The 17318-nt window shown below is 61.9% G+C and carries 12 protein-coding genes and 1 tRNA gene; 5 read left to right on the forward strand and 8 right to left on the reverse strand.

The features are described from left to right. The first annotated feature begins 234 nt into the window (after window positions 1–234). Window positions 235–1251, forward strand: a complete 1017-nt coding sequence (locus Q5H92_RS06960) for a LacI family DNA-binding transcriptional regulator (RefSeq protein WP_305010779.1) — start codon at window positions 235–237, stop codon at window positions 1249–1251. A gap of 190 nt (window positions 1252–1441) precedes the next feature. On the opposite strand, the gene Q5H92_RS06965 is transcribed toward Q5H92_RS06960, so the two are convergent. The 3 genes from Q5H92_RS06965 to Q5H92_RS06975 form a co-directional block, all read right to left on the reverse strand. Continuing rightward, window positions 1442–6847: a DUF8693 domain-containing protein gene (locus tag Q5H92_RS06965; RefSeq protein WP_305010780.1), complete on the reverse strand. Its 5406-nt coding sequence runs from the start codon at window positions 6845–6847 to the stop codon at window positions 1442–1444. A gap of 517 nt (window positions 6848–7364) precedes the next feature. Next, window positions 7365–8804: a T9SS type A sorting domain-containing protein gene (locus Q5H92_RS06970; RefSeq protein WP_305010781.1), complete on the reverse strand. Its 1440-nt coding sequence runs from the start codon at window positions 8802–8804 to the stop codon at window positions 7365–7367. A 487-nt stretch (window positions 8805–9291) separates the two neighbouring features. Next, window positions 9292–9373 (reverse strand) — tRNA-Leu (locus Q5H92_RS06975). Window positions 9374–9573: 200 nt separating this feature from the next. On the opposite strand from Q5H92_RS06975, the gene Q5H92_RS06980 reads away from it, so the two are divergent. Continuing rightward, entirely contained in the window at window positions 9574–10038 is a 465-nt protein-coding gene (locus tag Q5H92_RS06980; protein ID WP_305010782.1) for a low affinity iron permease family protein, read from the forward strand. Window positions 10039–10193: 155 nt separating this feature from the next. Here the strand turns inward: Q5H92_RS06980 and Q5H92_RS06985 are convergent, their stop codons facing one another. After that, window positions 10194–10880, reverse strand: a complete 687-nt coding sequence (locus Q5H92_RS06985; protein ID WP_305010783.1) for a Dps family protein — start codon at window positions 10878–10880, stop codon at window positions 10194–10196. Window positions 10881–10997: 117 nt separating this feature from the next. On the opposite strand from Q5H92_RS06985, the gene Q5H92_RS06990 reads away from it, so the two are divergent. After that, on the forward strand, window positions 10998–11723 hold the full coding sequence (locus Q5H92_RS06990; RefSeq protein WP_305010784.1) for a VIT1/CCC1 transporter family protein: 726 nt from the start codon (window positions 10998–11000) through the stop codon (window positions 11721–11723). Between the two features lie 162 nt (window positions 11724–11885). Continuing rightward, window positions 11886–12716, forward strand: coding sequence for a polyphosphate kinase 2 family protein (locus Q5H92_RS06995; RefSeq protein ID WP_305010785.1), 831 nt, complete (start codon window positions 11886–11888; stop codon window positions 12714–12716). 64 nt (window positions 12717–12780) lie between these two features. Here the strand turns inward: Q5H92_RS06995 and Q5H92_RS07000 are convergent, their stop codons facing one another. From Q5H92_RS07000 to Q5H92_RS07010, 3 genes are all read right to left on the reverse strand, one after another. Further along, window positions 12781–13101: a hypothetical protein gene (locus tag Q5H92_RS07000; protein WP_305010786.1), complete on the reverse strand. Its 321-nt coding sequence runs from the start codon at window positions 13099–13101 to the stop codon at window positions 12781–12783. Between the two features lie 20 nt (window positions 13102–13121). Next, window positions 13122–14903, reverse strand: coding sequence for an ABC transporter ATP-binding protein (locus Q5H92_RS07005; protein ID WP_305010787.1), 1782 nt, complete (start codon window positions 14901–14903; stop codon window positions 13122–13124). Between the two features lie 214 nt (window positions 14904–15117). After that, window positions 15118–15489, reverse strand: a complete 372-nt coding sequence (locus Q5H92_RS07010) for a DoxX family protein (RefSeq protein ID WP_305010788.1) — start codon at window positions 15487–15489, stop codon at window positions 15118–15120. A gap of 371 nt (window positions 15490–15860) precedes the next feature. On the opposite strand from Q5H92_RS07010, the gene Q5H92_RS07015 reads away from it, so the two are divergent. Continuing rightward, on the forward strand, window positions 15861–16205 hold the full coding sequence (locus Q5H92_RS07015; protein WP_305010789.1) for a hypothetical protein: 345 nt from the start codon (window positions 15861–15863) through the stop codon (window positions 16203–16205). A 75-nt stretch (window positions 16206–16280) separates the two neighbouring features. On the opposite strand, the gene Q5H92_RS07020 is transcribed toward Q5H92_RS07015, so the two are convergent. Next, window positions 16281–17303, reverse strand: coding sequence for a chemotaxis protein CheB (locus Q5H92_RS07020; RefSeq protein ID WP_305010790.1), 1023 nt, complete (start codon window positions 17301–17303; stop codon window positions 16281–16283). Window positions 17304–17318: the final 15 nt, after the last annotated feature.

Raw genomic sequence — 17318 nt, forward strand, 5'->3', positions numbered from 1 at the left:
CACCGGCAAGCGTGGTGCGTGGGGACTTACCCAACCGATTGCCCTGCGAAGTACCGGATTCTTCCGGCCGATTGCAGCTAAAGCCCAGCTGTTTATTTACGCAAACGTTTTCGGTAGGTGCGCAGAAAATGGCGGTTTTCCGGGGCCAACCTGTTAGGTTTGTATGTACTGCGGCTTTGCTAATTGTTATAGAAAATTGCCTTTTCTTCTCTTTCGCCATTCCAACCTCCTGCCATGACGCCCGTGAATCTGAAGTCGCTGGCTGAGCAACTGCACCTATCTATCGCCACGGTTTCCAGGGCGTTGCGGGATAGCCACGAAGTTTCCGAAGCCACCAAAGTGCGCGTGCGGGCCTTGGCCACGGCCCTCAACTACGAGCCCAACGCCTACGCCAGTAGCCTGCGCCGCAATGTGAGCAAGACCATCGGCGTGGTCATTCCGAAGGTGGCCAACCACTTCTTTGCCCTCGCCATCAACGGCATCGAAGAGGCTGCCCGCCAAAGCGGCTACCACGTCCTCATCTACCTCACCCACGACGATTACGCCCGCGAAGTGGCCATTGTGCAGCACCTCAAGGGCGGCCGGGTCGACGGCCTGCTCATGTCCGTGGCCAGCGGCACCGAGGATTTTGCCCACATCAAAAGCCTCAAGGACACCAACCTGCCCATCGTGTTTTTCGACCGCGTGTGCGCCGAAGTAGCCACCGCCAAAGTCACTACCAACGACTACGAAAGCGGCTATCAGGCCACCGAGCACCTCATCCAGTCCGGCTGCCGCACCATTGCCCACCTGCTCATTTCCAACAACCTGTCCATCGGCCAGTTCCGCCAACAAGGCTACCTCGACGCCCTCACCGCCCACGGCCTTCCGCCCGACCCCGACCTGGTGCTGAACGGCGTGATGGACAACGAGCAGAACGTGGTGCTCATCCGCGAGCTGCTGCAGCGCCGGCCCGACATCGACGGCATCTTCGCCTCGGTCGAGCGCCTGGCCATCAGCGCCTACCACGTGTGCAAGGAGCTGGGCCGCCGCATTCCCGAAGACATCAAAATCATCGGCTTCTCCAATCTCGAAGCCGCCTCCCTGCTCGACCCGCCGCTATCCACCATCACCCAGCCGGCTTACGATATTGGCCGCGAGGCCGCCAAAATCCTCATCCGGGCCGTGGAGAAGAAGAAAGACATCCTGCCCAGCCAAAGCCTGGTGCTGAATTCGGAGCTGTTCCAGCGACGGTCTACGGCTGCGGGGTGATGGAAAAGGTCCCCGAAACGTCGTTTCGGGGACCTTTTGCTTTATGGGGACGTCTCGCCCTCCGCGTCAACCTCACCCCCTGACCCCCTCTCCTGCGGAGAGGGAGCACCGGCCATGCACTTGCGACTGGCTCCCCTCTCCGCAGGAGAGGGGCCGGGGGTGAGGTGAATGGCGTCATGCGATAAACTACCTACTCCACCACCACGCGCCGGGTCAGCACTTCCTTATCGGCCTGCAAGCGCAGCACATACACGCCCGCCGCCAGATTCCGTACGTCGAACTCCGCTGTTGCGCCGGCCGATGTCAGGCCAATGGCGCGAGCCTGCACCTGCTGGCCCAGCGCATTGAGCAGCGTGGCGCGCACGGCCGACTGGCCCGGCAGCGGCGGCAGCAACACCGTGAAGCTGCCGTGGGCCGGGTTGGGATAGAGGCTCACTGTCGCGGCCGTAAGCTCCGCCCGGGTAGCTGTAACGGCCGCCGGACTGAACACCAGGCTGAAGCGCCCGTGGCCAGCCGTGGTGGCGCTCAGCGCGAATTGGTAACGGCTGCCCGTCGTCAGAGCAAGCTGCGTGCCCGTCAGCGCATCGCGCAAATACACGCGCACTGAGCCGAAGCTGCTCATGTCGGCAACTTCCAGCGTGAAGCTGCCCGCTTGCGGCACGCCCACGCTCAGCGGCACCACTACTTGGTTGGCGCCCAGCGGCGCCAGCGCGTTGATGGCCAGCGGCGTATTACCGGCCAGCGAAGCCAGGTTCAGGCCGGTGGGATTAAGCAGCTTGGCGGCGTCAAATTCGGTATCGAAGCCCGCCGTAGCGCCTTGCTCGAAGTATACGTTGGCATCGTCCTGCAGGCCGGCGCCGCTTAGGGTGAGCCGCAACTGCGGCCGGGCATCGGCGGTGCCGCGCCCGAAGGCGGGCTGGGTGCCGAAGGTGGTGACGCGGTTGGCGTTGGTCAGGTTCACGGCGCCGGGCGTGCCGGCGGCCGTGACGCGGGCAAAGTAGCCCGAGCCAGCCACAATCAGCGAAGAGGCGCCCACGCCGTTCGCGTAGGTGCGGTAGGTGCCGGCGTACTGGCCGGTGCTCTGGTACACGTACATGGCAGCGTCCATGCCGGGGCGCTGGGCGGCCGTCACGGTGCGCCAGTCAAGCGGGGCGGGGTAAGGATTACCCAGCAGCTGCCAGCCCGCGTCGGCATCGGTGCCGCGGTTGAGCGAGCCGGAGCTCTGGGCCGCGTTGTTGAAGGTGCCGGTGAAGGCCACGGGCGCCGCCGAAGCGGGCGCGTTCACGGTGTAGCCGCGCGTGGGCTGCATCACATCCGTGTCGGCCGTGGGCGAAAACCAGCCTTTGTCAAACGCCCCGTAATTGGACGCAACGGTAGCCAGCCGGCTTTCATCGTAGCCAAACACCGTGGGGAAGGGCGACACCGCACTGGGCGTCGCGCTGCTGTTGTAAGCGGTATTGAAAGTGGGCGCGAAGCCCGCCGTAGCCAGGCTACTCAGCGGCGCACTGGCCACCGGCGAGCTGAAATGGCGGTAAGCCGGCCCCGTCACGGTGCTGGTGATAGCGCGCTGCATGGTGCCCGCGCCATTCACCACCCCGCCCGTGTTGTCGAGCAAGGCCGTGCCGGCGGCCGACGACAGCAGCGTAAACGCCTGGCCGGCGGTGTTCAGGTTGCCGCTTTGCAGGCGGGCCACCTGGGCCACGCTCACCGGCTGGTTCAGGGTGAGGGTGCGGTCGGAGGCGAGGGTGGCGAGGTTGTTCACCGTCAGGCCGCGCACGGTGGCGGGCAGGCCCGCGCCGGTGGCCTGCGCGGCGGTGCCGTTGTAGGTATAAATGGCATCCGTAGAGAAGCTGCGGGGGCCGGCCAGCTGGATGGCGCCCGTGGTCCCGGTGGGCGCAATACCGGCCGGGTCGCAGATTTGCAGCTCGGCGCCGGCCTGCAGCTCGAAGCTGCCCGCGCCGCTCAGTGTCTGGCAGTTGCTCACCAGTTTGCCGCCCGTCAGCACGCGCACGTCGGTGGCGGTTGTGGTGGCCAGCTGCGGGGTGAGGGTGCCGCCGCTTTGCACCGTGATGCTGTTGTAGGCGCCGCCGGCGGGCATGTTCTGGCCGTTGGCCACCACCAGGTCGGGGCCCGTCACGGCATTGCGCAGGCTCTGAATATAGGTCACGTTGGGCGTGCCGAAGCCGTAGCCCCAGTTCAGGGCCGTACTGCCCGAGGCGGTGGCCTTGCCGGTGCCGTTGTAGTCGGCCACGGTCTGGGTCGGGTTCAGCGGGTAAACGAACTTGCTCGGGCTGCCGCCATTATCCAGGTCCGGCGCGGCCATTTTGTAGTTGGGAGTGGCCGTGTAGTTGGCCGTGGTGCCGGCCGCCACCGAGCCGCCCAGCGCCAGGCGCGTGGCAAACGTATGGATGGCTCCGGTTACACCCGCCGCCGGCGAGCCGGCCGCTTTCACCATCACCATATCGTATTGCGTGATGTTGAAGATGTTGGTGCTGCCCACGTTCGTGAGGTAAGTCGTGTTGCCCAGCAAAAAGTCCAGCGTAAAATCCGAGGCATCGTAATCGGGCGCGTAGCCGGCGGGGCCGGCCAGCTGGCGCAGCACAATGGTGGTGCCGCTACGCAAATCCGACCAGAAAGCCGTATTCGCAAACTGGTACTTGCCACCGGTGTCGCCCGTGCCGTTGCTTTCAAAGTCCTTCACAATCATGCCGCGCACGTCGAGGTGGTCCTGCACCACCAACAACTCCACCGCATCGAGGTTGCCGGTGCCATCGTTCGAGCCGTTGTAAACCCGGTTCACCACGATGGTGGGCGGCATAACGGCCTGTCCGCGCAGCGACTGAATGTAGGTGATGTTGGGCGCGCCGAAGCCGTCGCCCCAAGTGCGGCTGGTGCTGTTGGAAGTGGCCGTGCTGCTGCCGTTGTAGTCGGCCGTGCTCTGGGCCGGGTTGGTGGGGTAGGCCATGAAGCCCGTGCCTAAGTTGCTGGCCAGCAGCTTGGCGCTGGTCACGGCGGTGTAGAAGGCCAGGCCCGTGGCGTTAGTGGCGAAGGCGTGCACGGGGTTGTCGGTACCGCTGGCGGTGCCGGTTTTCAGCAGCACCATATCGGTCTGCGTCAGATTGAAATTCTGGCCGGAGGGTGCCAGCGCATCTAGGTAGGTGGCGTTTTCCATCAGCAGGTCAATTTTGAAATCGCTCGGGTCGAAGTCCTCCGCGTAGCCACTGATGCCCGAGGCAAGGTGGCGCAGCACGATGGTGGTGCCCACGCGCAAATCCTTCCACAGTGCCACATCTTTGAACTGGTACTTGCCGCCGGTGTCCGAAGTCAGGTTAGTTTCGAAGTCCTTCATTATCAGCCCGCGAATGTCCAGGTGGTCCTGCACCACCAGCAGCTCCACGGCATCGGTCGAGCCGTCCACCGTCGCGCTTCCGTTGTAGAGTCGGTTTACCACGATGCCCGTCAGCGGCTGCTCCGTAAAAGTCAGCTTCGAGAAGTTGAAGCCCCCACTCACGATGTCGAGCTTGAGCGTGGCGCTGGCCGAAGCCTCCAGGTACACATTGTTGATAGCCAGGTCCTGATAGGTGCCGAAGCTGCCCGTGGCGGGCACGGCCACCACGCCGGTGCGGTCCACGTCATTCACCGACAGCCGCACCGAGCCCGTCGAAGTCGCCCCCGTCGAAACCCGTACCCGAAGCTGGTAGAGGCCGGTGCGCAGCACGTTCACCGTGTATTTCAGCCACTCGCCACTGGCCGTGAAGCCCACTTCGCCGATGCCCTCGCCGCTGTTGCTCGTGTCCACGCCTTCGGTGGGGCGGGGCACGTTGGGGGCGGCCACGGAGCCGCGGTTGGCGGTTTCAGTGTCGTGGTAGGCTACGTTTTCGCCGCCGTTGTCGTACTCAATGGCCTTCACTACGCCCGGAATCACCGGCGTGGTGCTGGGGTAGGGCGTGCGAATGCAGGTGCTCACGGGCAGGTAGTTGGCCCGCGTGGTCACGATGGTCGTGTCGGCATTCACCAGCGTCAGCGCCACGGTTTTATTGCCGGCCGTGGCATAGGTCACCGCAATCGGCCCCCGGCCGGTGCCGGTGGCCGGCGTGGCGCCCGCCCCAAAGTCCCAGGTCAGCGAGGTCACCTCGCCCAGCACCGAGGCCGTGAAATTCACTGCCTCCGGCGCCACGCAGGTAAAGGTCTTATCGCTGGCGAAGTTGGCCAGCGTCACGTTGAAGCCGGGGTTGCGGTAGGTGGGCGGCAGGGCCTGCTGGGCGTGCTGCAGCGAGTACACAATCTTGCGCGTCAGCGCGCCCTGCGCGTTAAACAGCAGTACCAGCGTCGACTGCGCGTAGATTTTGTCGTCGTAAAAGTTGTTGATGCCAGCCGGCACGTTCACCTTCAGCGCCGCAGCGCCGGGCACCGTGCTGCCATCCAACTGCACCGTAAAGTTGTAGTCCGTCGCGTCGCTTTCGTTGAGCAGCATCACGGCTGTGGTGCCGTTGTCGGTGCTGCTGAGCACCTTCACCAGCGCCTGGTTGTCGGTGGCGTTGAGGTTGGTGCCGTGCAGGTTTTCGGCCACCAGCATCTCGTGCCAGAACGCCGAGCGGGGCTTGGCGCTGGCCTTATTAGGCCCGTCGATGTAGCCCAAATCGCCGGTGCCGCGCGCCCCGCTGCCCTCATGAATGGACCAGGGCTGCATCGATACCGCCTCGTTCTTCATGCCCACCCCAAACACCTCGGCCCAGAACTGTCCGTTCAGGAAGGAATGCACGCCCACGCCCTCCACGGTATTGGCCGTGGGGTTGGCGTAGTCGACGTTGAATTCGGTGAGGGCCCAGCGCAGGGCGTTGGCGCCGGTGCGGTTGTTTTTGGTGTTGGCCGCGGCCATCAGACCCAGCAGGTTGTTCACGTTGTTGGTCAGGCTGTTGGTGCCGGCCACCACGCCGGCGCGGGTTTGCATGCCGTTGAAGGGGTAGTAGTGGAAGGAAATAACATCGATGTAGTAGCGGCCGTTGGCGTCCTGGCCGGTGATGTCGTTGGCGCCGCCCACCAGCGAAGGCATGTAGGTGCTGCCGTAGGAGGCGTTTTCCGGCCCCACGGTCAGAATGGTGGGGTCCACCGCCTTCATAGCCGAAGCGAAGGCCTTGATGTAGGCCGCCACGCCCGCCACCGGTACCGGGTTGGGCTGCGCGGTATTGTTCAAATCGGGCTCGTTGCCGATAATCCAGTACCGGATGTTGCGGCCCATCGTGATGTTGACGTGCTGCACCACCTGCGCCGCCTGGGCCGCCGTGAAGCGCCCGCGCCCCTCCGACACCTGCACCATGGGCTCGGCCCCAATGCGCCGGATGGAGTCAATCAGGGCGATGTACTGGGCATTCGTCACCAGGTTGGAATTCACGCCGTTGCCGCCGATGCGAATCATCTTCACCTTCGACTGCCGCACCAGCGGCCACAACTGGTCGAGCTGCCCGTTGTATACCTGCGTGCCCAGGGCCGTGGGCAGCCAGGCGTTCTGGCCGGCGAGGTAAGGCGATATAGCCTGGCCGTGGCCGGCGCTCACGGCCAGCCAGCTCAGGAACAGGAGCGATAACAGTTTTTTCATGCAGGGTGGGAGTTTGGTTGGAATAACGCAGGAGGACAACCCTGTTCGCACCCGTCTCATGGCCCGCAAAGGCACGCACCGGCCAAGCCAGCCGAAAAAATCGGCGGAAAGCGGCAACCGGTAATGGGAGGGGCCGAAACTGAAAAGGCCAGTGGCGGCCGGGCATGCGGCGGGGCCGCGTGGCGCCAGCGCAAAAAGGGCAAGGCAGCCGGGCAGAAGCCGGCCAAATGGGGCGAACAGGCTGCTAAAGGTATTGGGCTGCTTTCCCGAAATGCTAGCAGATACGCGGATTTATCTACGAAAACGTTTGCGGTGAATCAGGGCCTCGTCGCCAACCGCCGCTTCCACCAAACCCGCCGAAACAGCGCGCTTTATCCCCACCCGGAGCCTCAGCGCACGGGCGTCATGCTGCGCCCGGCCCAATGCCCACCAACCCTGCTGCTGCCAGCAAAAAGCCCCGTCGGTCACCTGCGCAAAGCAGGTGACCGACGGGGCTTTTTGCATGACAAAACCGCGCTTATTGGGCAATACGGCGGCTATACGAGCCCGTGCCGACAAGCAGCCGCACCACGTACACGCCCGTGGGCAAGGTGTGCATGTCCAGGGTCCAGCGGCCCGCCTGGCCGTCCGGCATGAGTGTCACCGTCTGCACCCGGCCCAGGGCGTCGTACACCTTCAGGGCCGTATACTGCTTGCCCAGCAGCTCGGCGGGCAGCGAGCTGCTCACCACCCAGTCCTTCCCGGAGGGGCCGGGGTACACTGCCAGGCTCTGGTCGTTTTTGGTGCCGAGTTTCACTACGCGTACCGGTGAGTAACTGCTGCTCTTGTCAAAGTCAATTTGCCGCAGGCGGTAATAGCTGGTGCCGGGTAGGGGCTGCTCGTCCAGCACGTTGTAGCTGGTGCGGCCCTGCGTGGTGCCGGCGCCCTCCACCGTCCGATTGTCGCGGAAGGTGTTGCCATCAGCCGAGCGCTCGATGACAAAGCTTTGGCTGTTTTTCTCCGAAGCCGTTTCCCAGTGCAGCGCCACTTGCTGCCGACTATTGGGAGCGGCCGTGAAAACGGACAGCTCCACTGGCAAAGGCTGGGGGCAGTTCGCAATCAGGGCATCGCAGGCTCTTTCGTTGGCGTTGTTGCCCGATACCGGGCCCATGTTGCAAACCGTCGTAGTGCCGCCCAGCGCGCACACCCCAATTTTGTTGGTGCAATTCTGGGCAATACGATTGAAGGCACCGTTGCCGCCAAACACGCACCCGGCCACCGACACACTGCCCCAGCCGCAGAGCGTGTTGTTGGCGCCGCCCGGGGTCAGGTCGAGGTTGCCCCGCACGTAAATCGCGCCGTCGCTCACAATGTCGGAGTTATACAAAATGGTGTTGCACAGGGTCGTCAGCGACGAGCCGTTTGCCACCGTGATGGTGGCCTTGTTCACGCGCATCACCCCCGCCACCACCGAACTGGGCGCGAATATGCGCAGGTTTGTCACTTTCTGCGAGGCCGTTCCGTCGCCCAAGCTCAGATTGTAATCGCCCGAGATGGTGCCGCCATCCCGCACGATGGCCGTGCCCCGGCTCGAAATATCGAGCGAGCCCCCGTCCTCAATCACAATGGAACCGCCGCTGCCCACGGTCAGCAGGCCATCGGCTTCCACCGTCAGGTGCGCGTGCACAACCAGCTGGCCGCTCATGATGGTGAGCTTGCCACCGGCGCCCACCACGTAGTCGCTGCTGAGCGTGAGCTCTTGGTTGGAATTGAGCGTGACCTGGGCACTGGTGTTGGAAAGCGGCTGCGAGCCACACCCTGCACCGCCCGCTACATCGAAACTCGCCGTCGCCGAGAAGCCACTCATGACCCCGGAACTCGTGGCAATGTATGAGCACTGGCCCATAGCTGCCACGGAAACGAACATGAAGAGGCTGAACACAGCCCCCATCGCGCAGATGGTTACACTTTTTTTCATAGCTGTAAGAATAAAAAACGGTGATTTTTGGCACTTAACCTTTCTAGGTCATAACTAATATAATATATAAACGTGATTATTAAAACTTAATATTGTTTAAATATAATTTAATTTAATAAATATATTAATTATTGTATTATTTTACACAAATGATAACAGCGGCATTGCCTTGGAATTGGCATAAGGGTGGTGCAGGCCCGATTTATAGGTTTTGTGGTTTGGGTGGCTGTTGAGCAGATTGTTTGTAAAACACAAGTCTGCTTTTGTGCCGATTGTGAACTGCGCTACCGGGCCCAGGCACAACTGCGTTTTGTTGCAGTCACTTTGGGGCCATGGCGGGCCGTGAACGGGCGGGTTGACTTCAGGCGGGGAGGGGCCGGAAGAACCCAAGAGGACCAATACACGCCAGCATCGAGCTTCGTCAGCACCACGCCAAAACGCAACAAGGCCAGTTCCAACAGAATGGAACGGGCCTTGTTTGTTTGCGTGCGCGCGGGGAGATTCGAACTCCCACACCCGAAGGCACCACCCCCTCAAGATGGCGTGTCTACCAGTTTCACCACGTGCGCAAATCGAGCAACTAAACCGGGTAATTCGGCCGAAGCCGGCGTCGCTGAGGTGGCGAAGCGGGTGCAAAGATAGAAGGAGGTTTTCGGCTTTACAAGCCGGCGAAACACATTTTCATCAAATGGCCATCCTTCAATCGTTTAACTTGTGCCACCGGAAAGCTAACGTTGAGCTTTTACCTTTTTTGTCCCTTCCGCAGCCCATGAAATCGCCATCCAAAACCGACTCCACTTCCTTTTTCGGTCGCATGGCCGAGAGCATCACCAAGTTTTCGGGCTCTACGGCCGCCTTCATCTCCGCCACCGGCCTCGTGGTGGTGTGGGCCGTGACCGGGCCGCTGTTTCAGTATTCCGAAACGTGGCAGCTGGTCATCAACACGGGCACCACCATCATCACGTTTCTGATGGTTTTTCTCATTCAGCGGGCCCAGAACAAGGATTCGCTGGTGTTGCACCTCAAGCTAAACGAGCTACTGGCGGCCACGCAAGGGGCCAGCAACCGGCTCATCAACGCCCAGGATTTTTCGGAAGAAGAAATCAAAACCCTGCACGATTTCTACTGCATTCTGGCCGAGCTGGCGAAAAAAGACAACGACCTCGGCAAAACCCACACCGTGGAGGAGGCTGAAGACAACCACAATGAAAAATTGGCCGCCCATCAGGACTGAAATGGGGAGGCAGGGATGTGGATTGTAAAATGAGAACGTCATGCTGAGCGCAGCCGAAGCATCTCTACCGCGAGAGTAAATAATTACTACTGCGGTAGAGATGCTTCGACTGCGCTCAGCATGACGTTCTTCTAATCATTTCCCTATCTCACCACCTATTCGGCCTTGATGAGCGGCGAGTCGACGACATGCTCCGACACGAACCAGACCTGCATCTCGTTGGTGCGGATGAGCTGGCTCACGATGAGGTCGTTGGTGCCGTCGTCGCCGTTTTTATCGGCGGTGTCGGCGTAGTCGTGGCAGTTTTTCAGCAGGCGCTGGTGGCCGTCGAGCAGGCGCGATACCTGCACGGGCGCTTCCTCGCGGTCGCGCGGCACGCGCGGAATGCTGCTGAGCTCGGCCACGTCGTGGGCCATGGCCACGGCCACACCGCCCAGAATCTGGATGCGCTCGGCAATGGCATCGACCAGGGTCGACTGCTCCTCATAATGCTTGTCGTAGAGCAGGTGCAGCTGGTAGAAGGTGGGGCCCACCACCTGCCAATGGTGCTTCTTGTACATGTCGCGCAGCGTGATGGTGTCGGCCAGTAGCTGGTTGAGGCCGGTGACGCTGGCCTGGCGGGTCTGCTCGTCGAGGCCGATGGGCAGGCGCTGGCTCACGGTGCCGTAGCGCTGGGTGGGCGCGGGGGCGTGGTTTTGCTGGTTGAGCACGGGCTGAATGTCGACGGCGGCGTTGCTGCCGGCGCCTTTGCCGACGGTGGCAGCGGGTGCTTTAGCGGCAGCGGGGGCAGCTTTTTTGGCGGCTGCGGCTTTAGGGGCAGCGGTTTTGGCGGGGGATGCCATAAAAATAAAAACGAGTGAGGTGAAAGAAAGCCGGCTTGTGCCGGCAGCGAAAAAATCTGTTTCTGCGTACGTAAAGCACCCCGCCGGGTTAAGGTCGCTTCGCTTAAAACTTGCCCCATGACTGAGCCAACCACTACCACCCAACTCCCGCACGACGTGCACCCCGAGCACCACATGACCAGCTCGGCGATGCTGCAGGACATCGTGATTGGGCTGTCGGATGGGCTCACGGTGCCATTTGCGCTGGCGGCGGGGCTGAGCGGGGCCGTCACGTCGTCGGGCCTGGTCGTCATGGCGGGGCTGGCCGAAATCGTGGCCGGCAGCATTGCCATGGGCCTGGGCGGCTACCTGGCCGGCCGCACCGAGGTGGAACACTACGCCTCGGAACTGGGCCGGGAGCACCGCGAAGTGCAGGAAGTGCCCGACAAGGAGCGCGCCGAGGTAGACGAGTTGCTGGCCGAGATGGGCCTCTCCGAAGCCACTCGCCGGCAAGCCGTGGCCGAGCTTACTGCCGACTCCGAGCAGTGGGTAAGATTCATGATGAAGTACGAGCTGGGCCTGGAAGAGCCCGACCCCAAACAAGCGCCCAAAAGCGCCGCCACCATCAGCCTGGCCTACGCCGTGGGCGGGCTGATTCCGCTCAGCGCCTATTTCGTGACCGATACGCCCGCGCAGGGGCTGGCCTGGTCGGCGGGCATCACACTGGTGTGTTTGTTCGTTTTCGGGTACTTCAAGAGCCGCCTCACGGGCCAGCCGCCGGTGGCGGGCGCCGTGAAAATGGCCGTGGTGGGTGCCCTGGCGGCGGCGGCGGCCTTTGGCATTGCGCGCGCGGTGGGGGGCTGACGCTTACTATCCCGTCTGTCATCCTGAACGCAGCGAAGGACCCCAAAACGTCCGCAAATATTCCTCATTGCTGGACGCTGCTTTTCCGTGATGAGGTCCTTCACAAACGCAGGATGATAGACTCATTTCACATTCGACATAAACAAAGCAAACCCCGTCGCTATGCAGTTCAAGCTTCCCAAAACGCCTGCCGTATCCGTCAAAGGCAAAGACTTTAAACTGGCCGATGTCGACCCCAATGACATCACGCCCTTTAAGCACAAGCCCGATGACAAGGACGAGGCCGGCCCGCGCCTGCTGGAGCTGCGCAAGCGCCTGAACGACCTACAGGAATTGCTTTATGCCGAGCATAAGCGCAGCCTGCTCATCGTGCTGCAGGCCATGGACACGGGCGGCAAAGACGGCGCCATCGAGAACCTGCTCACCGGCGTGAACCCGGCCGGGGTGCAGGTGTCTTCCTTCAAAGCGCCCACCTCGGAAGAGCTAAAGCACGATTTCCTGTGGCGCATTCACGCCCAGACGCCCAAGCAGGGCCACATTGGCGTGTTCAACCGCTCGCACTATGAGGATGTCCTCATCACCCGCGTGCACGGCCTGATTGACGAGAAAACCTGCAAGCAGCACTACCACGACATCAACAACTTTGAGCAGCTGCTGCTGAACAACGGCACGCGCATCCTCAAATTCTTCCTGCACATCTCCAAAAAAGAGCAGGCCGAACGCCTGCAGGCCCGCCTCGATGACCCCGCCAAAAACTGGAAATTCGACCCCAACGACCTCAAGGAGCGCGCCTACTGGGACGACTACCAGGCCGCCTACGAGGCTGCGATGACGCATTGCTCGTCCGGCGATGCGCCGTGGTTTGTGGTGCCGGCTAACAACAAGTGGGCCCGCGACTTGGCCATCACCGAAATTGTGGTGGCGGCACTGGAGGACATGGACCCGCAGCCGCCTAAGCCGGATTTCGACGTGAAGGCGCAGGTGATTGAATGATGCTTATGCTTGGGTTGGGAGAGTGTCTGAGGGGGCGCAACTCGCGCTCAGTAGCGTTGCACCCCTAGCTTATTACCGCCAGTTTCTCGAATTGGCTTAAAGCTCCTTCAATAAATTCTTGCAGCGTTTGTACGGCTGTTCGTGAAGTGTTTTGGCTAAGTTCTATCTCGGAATACCACACGGTATTCCCGTTCTCTTGAGAAACAGAAAATTCGGAAATCCATATGATAAATCCCTTGCCACGGATGGAATGCCATATACTTTCTTTTCTGGAGGTATAGAATTGGGCATTGCAATTTTTCAAAAATGCATGCCATTTCTGTCCCGGAAATGATGGATTAGTGTATTTCAACTGTACCGTATTGACTTTTGATTTAGAAGTCATAGGGAAAAGGCGATGAGGAATTATGCCAGCACAGCCGCGTCTTCCTTGCGCTCGCCAATCTGCTGGCGCCACATGGCGTAATAGAGGCCCTTTTGCTGCAGCAACTCTTCGTGGCGGCCCTGCTCGGCGATGTGGCCGCGCTCAAGCACGAAGATGCAGTCGGCGTGGAGGATGGTGCTCAGGCGGTGGGCAATGAGGATGGTCATGTGCTGGCGCGAGCCGGAAAGCTCCCGCACCGTCTTGCCAATTTCCTCTTCGGTAAGCGAGTCGAGGGCCGAGGTGGCTTCGTCGAATACCAGAATGGTGGGCTTGCGCAGCAGGGCTCGGGCAATGCTGAGGCGCTGTTTTTCGCCGCCCGATACCTTCACGCCGCCTTCGCCAATCACCGTGTCGAGGCCCAGCGGGGCGCGGGCCAGCAGGGTATCGGCCGCGGCCTGGCGCAGGGCCAGCAAGCACTCTTCATCGGTGGCTTGGGGGGCCACGAACTGCAGGTTTTCGCGGATGGTGCCGGCAAACAGCTGGGTGTCCTGCGTCACGAAACCGATTTGCTCGCGCAGCTCATCAAGGTCGATTTCCGCGCCGGGGATGCCGTTGTAGCGAATCTGGCCGGCCAGGGGCGGGTAGAGGCCCACTAGCAGCTTCACCAGCGTGGTTTTGCCCGAGCCCGAGGGCCCCACGAAGGCAATGGTCTGGCCCAGTTCGGTGCGGAAGGAAATGTTGGTGAGGGCGTTGTTGTTCGCGGTGAGGTGCTTGAAGGTGACGTGGTCGAAGGCCAGGTTTTCGATGTGGGCCACCGACTTGGGGTGGGCCGGCTTCACGTCCTTGGGCGTGTCGAGGATGGTCTGGAAGTTGCCCAGCGAAATCTCGGTTTCGCGGTAGATGCCGATGATGGCGCCCAGCTCCTGCAGCGGCCCGAAGATGGAGAAGGAGTAGATGAAGAACGAGAAAAACTGCCCCAGGCTGATGTGGCGCTGCACCAGCAGATACAGCAGCAGCAGCACAATGATGTTGCGCAGCAAATTCACGAACGTGCCCTGCACGAAGCTCAGCGAGCGTAGGTAGCGCACCTTGCGCAGCTCCAGCTTTAGGATTTTGCCGGTGATGCCGTTCAGGCGCTCGGTTTCCTGCTGGGCCAGGCCAAGGCTTTTAATCAGCTCAATATTGCGCAGGCTTTCGGTGGTGGAACCAGCCAGGGCGGTGGTTTCCTGCACAATAGTCTTCTGAATGACCTTGATGCGCTTGCTCAGAAAGAAGCTCAGAATGCCCAGCAGCGGGATGGTCAGAAAGTAGCCCAGGGCAATGGGCCAATACACCGTGATGGCGTACCACATCACAAAAACGATGCCCACCAGTGCCGTAAACAGCACGTTTACAAAAGCCTGAATCAACTTCTCCACGTCAAGCCGCACCTTCTGGAGCTTGCCCAGCGTCTCGCCCGAGCGCTGGTCCTCAAACACCTGATAAGGGAGTTCCAGCGAGTGGCGAAGGCCGTCGGAATACATCTTCGCGCCCAGCCGCTGGGTGATGACGTTGACGTAGTAGTCCTGAAAGTTTTTGGCAATGCGCGATACCATGGCCGCGCCCAGCATTAGGCCAATGTAGGGCAGGGCTTCGCGCAGAAACGGGCCGAAGGGCACCAGATGCACGGCGCCCAAGCCACCGTCTTTGGGCGCGAAATGGTCGATGAGCTTGCGGAAGAAATACGGGTCGAGCAGCGAAAACACCTGGTTGACGGCGGCCAGCCCGAGGGCCAGCACCAACAGCGGCCAGTAGTTGCGCAGGTAGCTATAAAGGATTTTCATAAGAGCAAACAAGTAGCCCGGCCGGGCCGGCCGGAAGGCAAGCAACCCGGCCGGGCGGCAATGGTTTGGGAGAAGGAGAAGCAGTAAGGTTGGAAATCAAGAAGAACGTCATGCAGCGCGCAGCGAAGCATCTTGCCCGCGCAACGCAATCCAATCGACGGGATTAGCGGTGGCGGGCAAGATGCTTCGCTGCGCGCTGCATGACGCTTCTGCCCTACACCGCCCGCACGGCCGGGCGGCTGCGCAGCACCAGCAGCACCACCAGCAGCACCAGGCACACAATGGCGGCAGTGCCACCGGCCAAGCCACCGGGGATTTTGGTGGCGTGCATCACCACCGCGCCAATCATGATGACGATGAGGCCTAGGGCCGCCGGGCGCACCGTGCGCGGAATGAGCAGGCCAATGCCGCCCAGCAGCTCGGCCACGGCAATGAGGGTGGCCATCCAGCCGGGCAGGCCCAGGCCTTCGAAATTCTTGGTGGTGCCGGCCAGGTCCATCAGCTTGTGGCCACCGGAATAGATGAACATGGCGGCCAGCAAGGCTTGCAGAATCCAGGCAATGATGTTGCGTACAGAAGGGCTCATAAATAGGGAAAAGTGGGGTAAAGAAAAGGCTTGTCCGGGCTGCTGGCAGCCGGGTTGCTACTGTTGGAGACGCGGGTGGCAGCTAAATACTTTGACCGGCCAAATAGTTTGCCCGGGCTGGTAATCATCCCCCGGCCGCGGACGCCGAATGGCCATCCCGCCATTGCCCAACGCGGCGGCTCAATGGGATTTAGGCCGGTTGGGGTTTCCGTATTTTTCGCGCCAACAAACCCGTGTTTTCCTCCTGGTTATTGAATATATAACAAGCTATATTTGTGTAATGGGTGCTGACTCCCCTGGCCGGTGCTTTGCGCAATCTGCCCTCGGCGGTTGTTGTCCACGTGTTCAGCCTTTCTTAATTCCCTTCGGTTATGAACGTTGTTTATCACGAATCACTCGCCGACAGCTACTTGCTCATCCTGGGCCCCAGCCGCGCCGACGAGCCCGAAGTCTCCCTCGCGCATGGCCTGCACCGTGCCCAGCGGAGCGGCAAGGCCGCCGTGTGGGTTGATTGCGGCATGCTGCACTCGCTCTCCGACGAAGCGGCCCGGCTGCTATGGGTGGCCCACCACCAGCTGGAGGAACAGCACGCCCAGCTGGTGCTGGTACACGTGCCCGAGCGGGTGCGCAAAGACCTGCTGAAGCGCGAGCTGGGCCCGGCGCCCTGCATGGTGCCCACCCTGCTCGACGCGGCCCGGCACTCGGCCGTTCGTTAAGCTATAGAGTTAGAACGGTCATGCCTCGGCGTGCTCGGGATGACCGTTTTTTAGCAGTCAGCTACTTGCTACCCCTCACTCCGCCGGCGCAACCGCCGGGCTGCCGTTCGCGCTGCCGCCGTTGAGCAGGAACTCGCGGAGGCGGTTGATGTGCTTTTTGATTTCTTCGATGCGCTCTTCCTGCTGCACCGAGTAGGAATCTTCGCCGCGCGCGGCCATGCTGCTGAGCAGGTTTTTGCGCTCCTCCATCATGCGCAGGGCCACCCAGAGCGACTCCTCCAGGTTTTGCTGGGCGTTGTGGAGCAGGCCGTCGGCGGTGTAGGCGTGGCCGGTGTGGCAGCGGTAGCGCAGCAGCCTGCCGTGGTCAGCTTCGAAGAGGCTGCCGCCGCAGTCGGGGCAGGTGAGGGGCACGGGGTGCGCAATGCGCAGCACTTCGTCGATGGTGCCCACCACGCGCTCGGCGATGGCAGCTTCCTGTTTCAGGTCTTCGGGGATGAGGGTCTTGCGGTCGGGCGTTTTGCGGGCCGTTACTTCTTCCAGCAGCGGGCCCATGGTGCCCAGGGGCACCACGTAGTCCACGTCGACGTGGCGTAGGGCGGTTTCGGGCATGCTGGGGAACTCGGCCTCGTGGGGGTCCTGCACGACGGCCACGCCGCCGCAACGCTTGATGAATTCGAGGCCGGCGGTGCCGTCGTGCAGCATGCCGGTAAGGACGACGCCCACCACGTTGGCCCCAAAGGCCACGGCGGCCGAGCGAAACAGGGCATCGGCGGCGGGGCGGTAGTGGTTTTCGCGCGGGCCTTTGGTCACGAGCAGGTGGGCGGTGCTGCCGTCCTTGGCCAGCAGGTGGCGGTCGGGCGGGGCCAGATACAGGGTGCCGGCCTCGATGGGTTCGCCATCGACGGGCTGGCGGCAGGGCATGGCGGTGTGCCGGGCCAGGCGCTCAACGAGCTGCTGGCCGTCGGAATCGGGGGCGAAGTGCTGCACCACCAGCACGGCCGCCGGCAGCGTGGGCGAGAGCTGCGCCACGAGCTGCACCAGCGCCGGCATGCCGCCCGCTGAGGTGCCAATTACAATCAGATGAGAAGGAGCGGGCATGAATAAAAACCGGAT

The sequence above is a fragment of the Hymenobacter mellowenesis genome (assembly GCF_030581005.1).
Lineage (GTDB): Bacteria > Bacteroidota > Bacteroidia > Cytophagales > Hymenobacteraceae > Hymenobacter > Hymenobacter mellowenesis.

What these genes read in the sequence shown, in the direction of transcription:
- Q5H92_RS06985 (WP_305010783.1), bottom strand. Translation starts at nt 10,880, where the DNA reads ATGGCATCCCCCGCCAAAACCGCTGCCCCTAAAGCCGCAGCCGCCAAA.
- Q5H92_RS06965 (WP_305010780.1), bottom strand. Translation starts at nt 6,847, where the DNA reads ATGAAAAAACTGTTATCGCTCCTGTTCCTGAGCTGGCTGGCCGTGAGC.
- Q5H92_RS06980 (WP_305010782.1), top strand. Translation starts at nt 9,574, where the DNA reads ATGAAATCGCCATCCAAAACCGACTCCACTTCCTTTTTCGGTCGCATG.
- Q5H92_RS07005 (WP_305010787.1), bottom strand. Translation starts at nt 14,903, where the DNA reads ATGAAAATCCTTTATAGCTACCTGCGCAACTACTGGCCGCTGTTGGTG.
- Q5H92_RS06990 (WP_305010784.1), top strand. Translation starts at nt 10,998, where the DNA reads ATGACTGAGCCAACCACTACCACCCAACTCCCGCACGACGTGCACCCC.
- Q5H92_RS06970 (WP_305010781.1), bottom strand. Translation starts at nt 8,804, where the DNA reads ATGAAAAAAAGTGTAACCATCTGCGCGATGGGGGCTGTGTTCAGCCTC.
- Q5H92_RS06995 (WP_305010785.1), top strand. Translation starts at nt 11,886, where the DNA reads ATGCAGTTCAAGCTTCCCAAAACGCCTGCCGTATCCGTCAAAGGCAAA.
- Q5H92_RS07015 (WP_305010789.1), top strand. Translation starts at nt 15,861, where the DNA reads ATGAACGTTGTTTATCACGAATCACTCGCCGACAGCTACTTGCTCATC.
- Q5H92_RS07000 (WP_305010786.1), bottom strand. Translation starts at nt 13,101, where the DNA reads ATGACTTCTAAATCAAAAGTCAATACGGTACAGTTGAAATACACTAAT.
- Q5H92_RS06960 (WP_305010779.1), top strand. Translation starts at nt 235, where the DNA reads ATGACGCCCGTGAATCTGAAGTCGCTGGCTGAGCAACTGCACCTATCT.
- Q5H92_RS07020 (WP_305010790.1), bottom strand. Translation starts at nt 17,303, where the DNA reads ATGCCCGCTCCTTCTCATCTGATTGTAATTGGCACCTCAGCGGGCGGC.
- Q5H92_RS07010 (WP_305010788.1), bottom strand. Translation starts at nt 15,489, where the DNA reads ATGAGCCCTTCTGTACGCAACATCATTGCCTGGATTCTGCAAGCCTTG.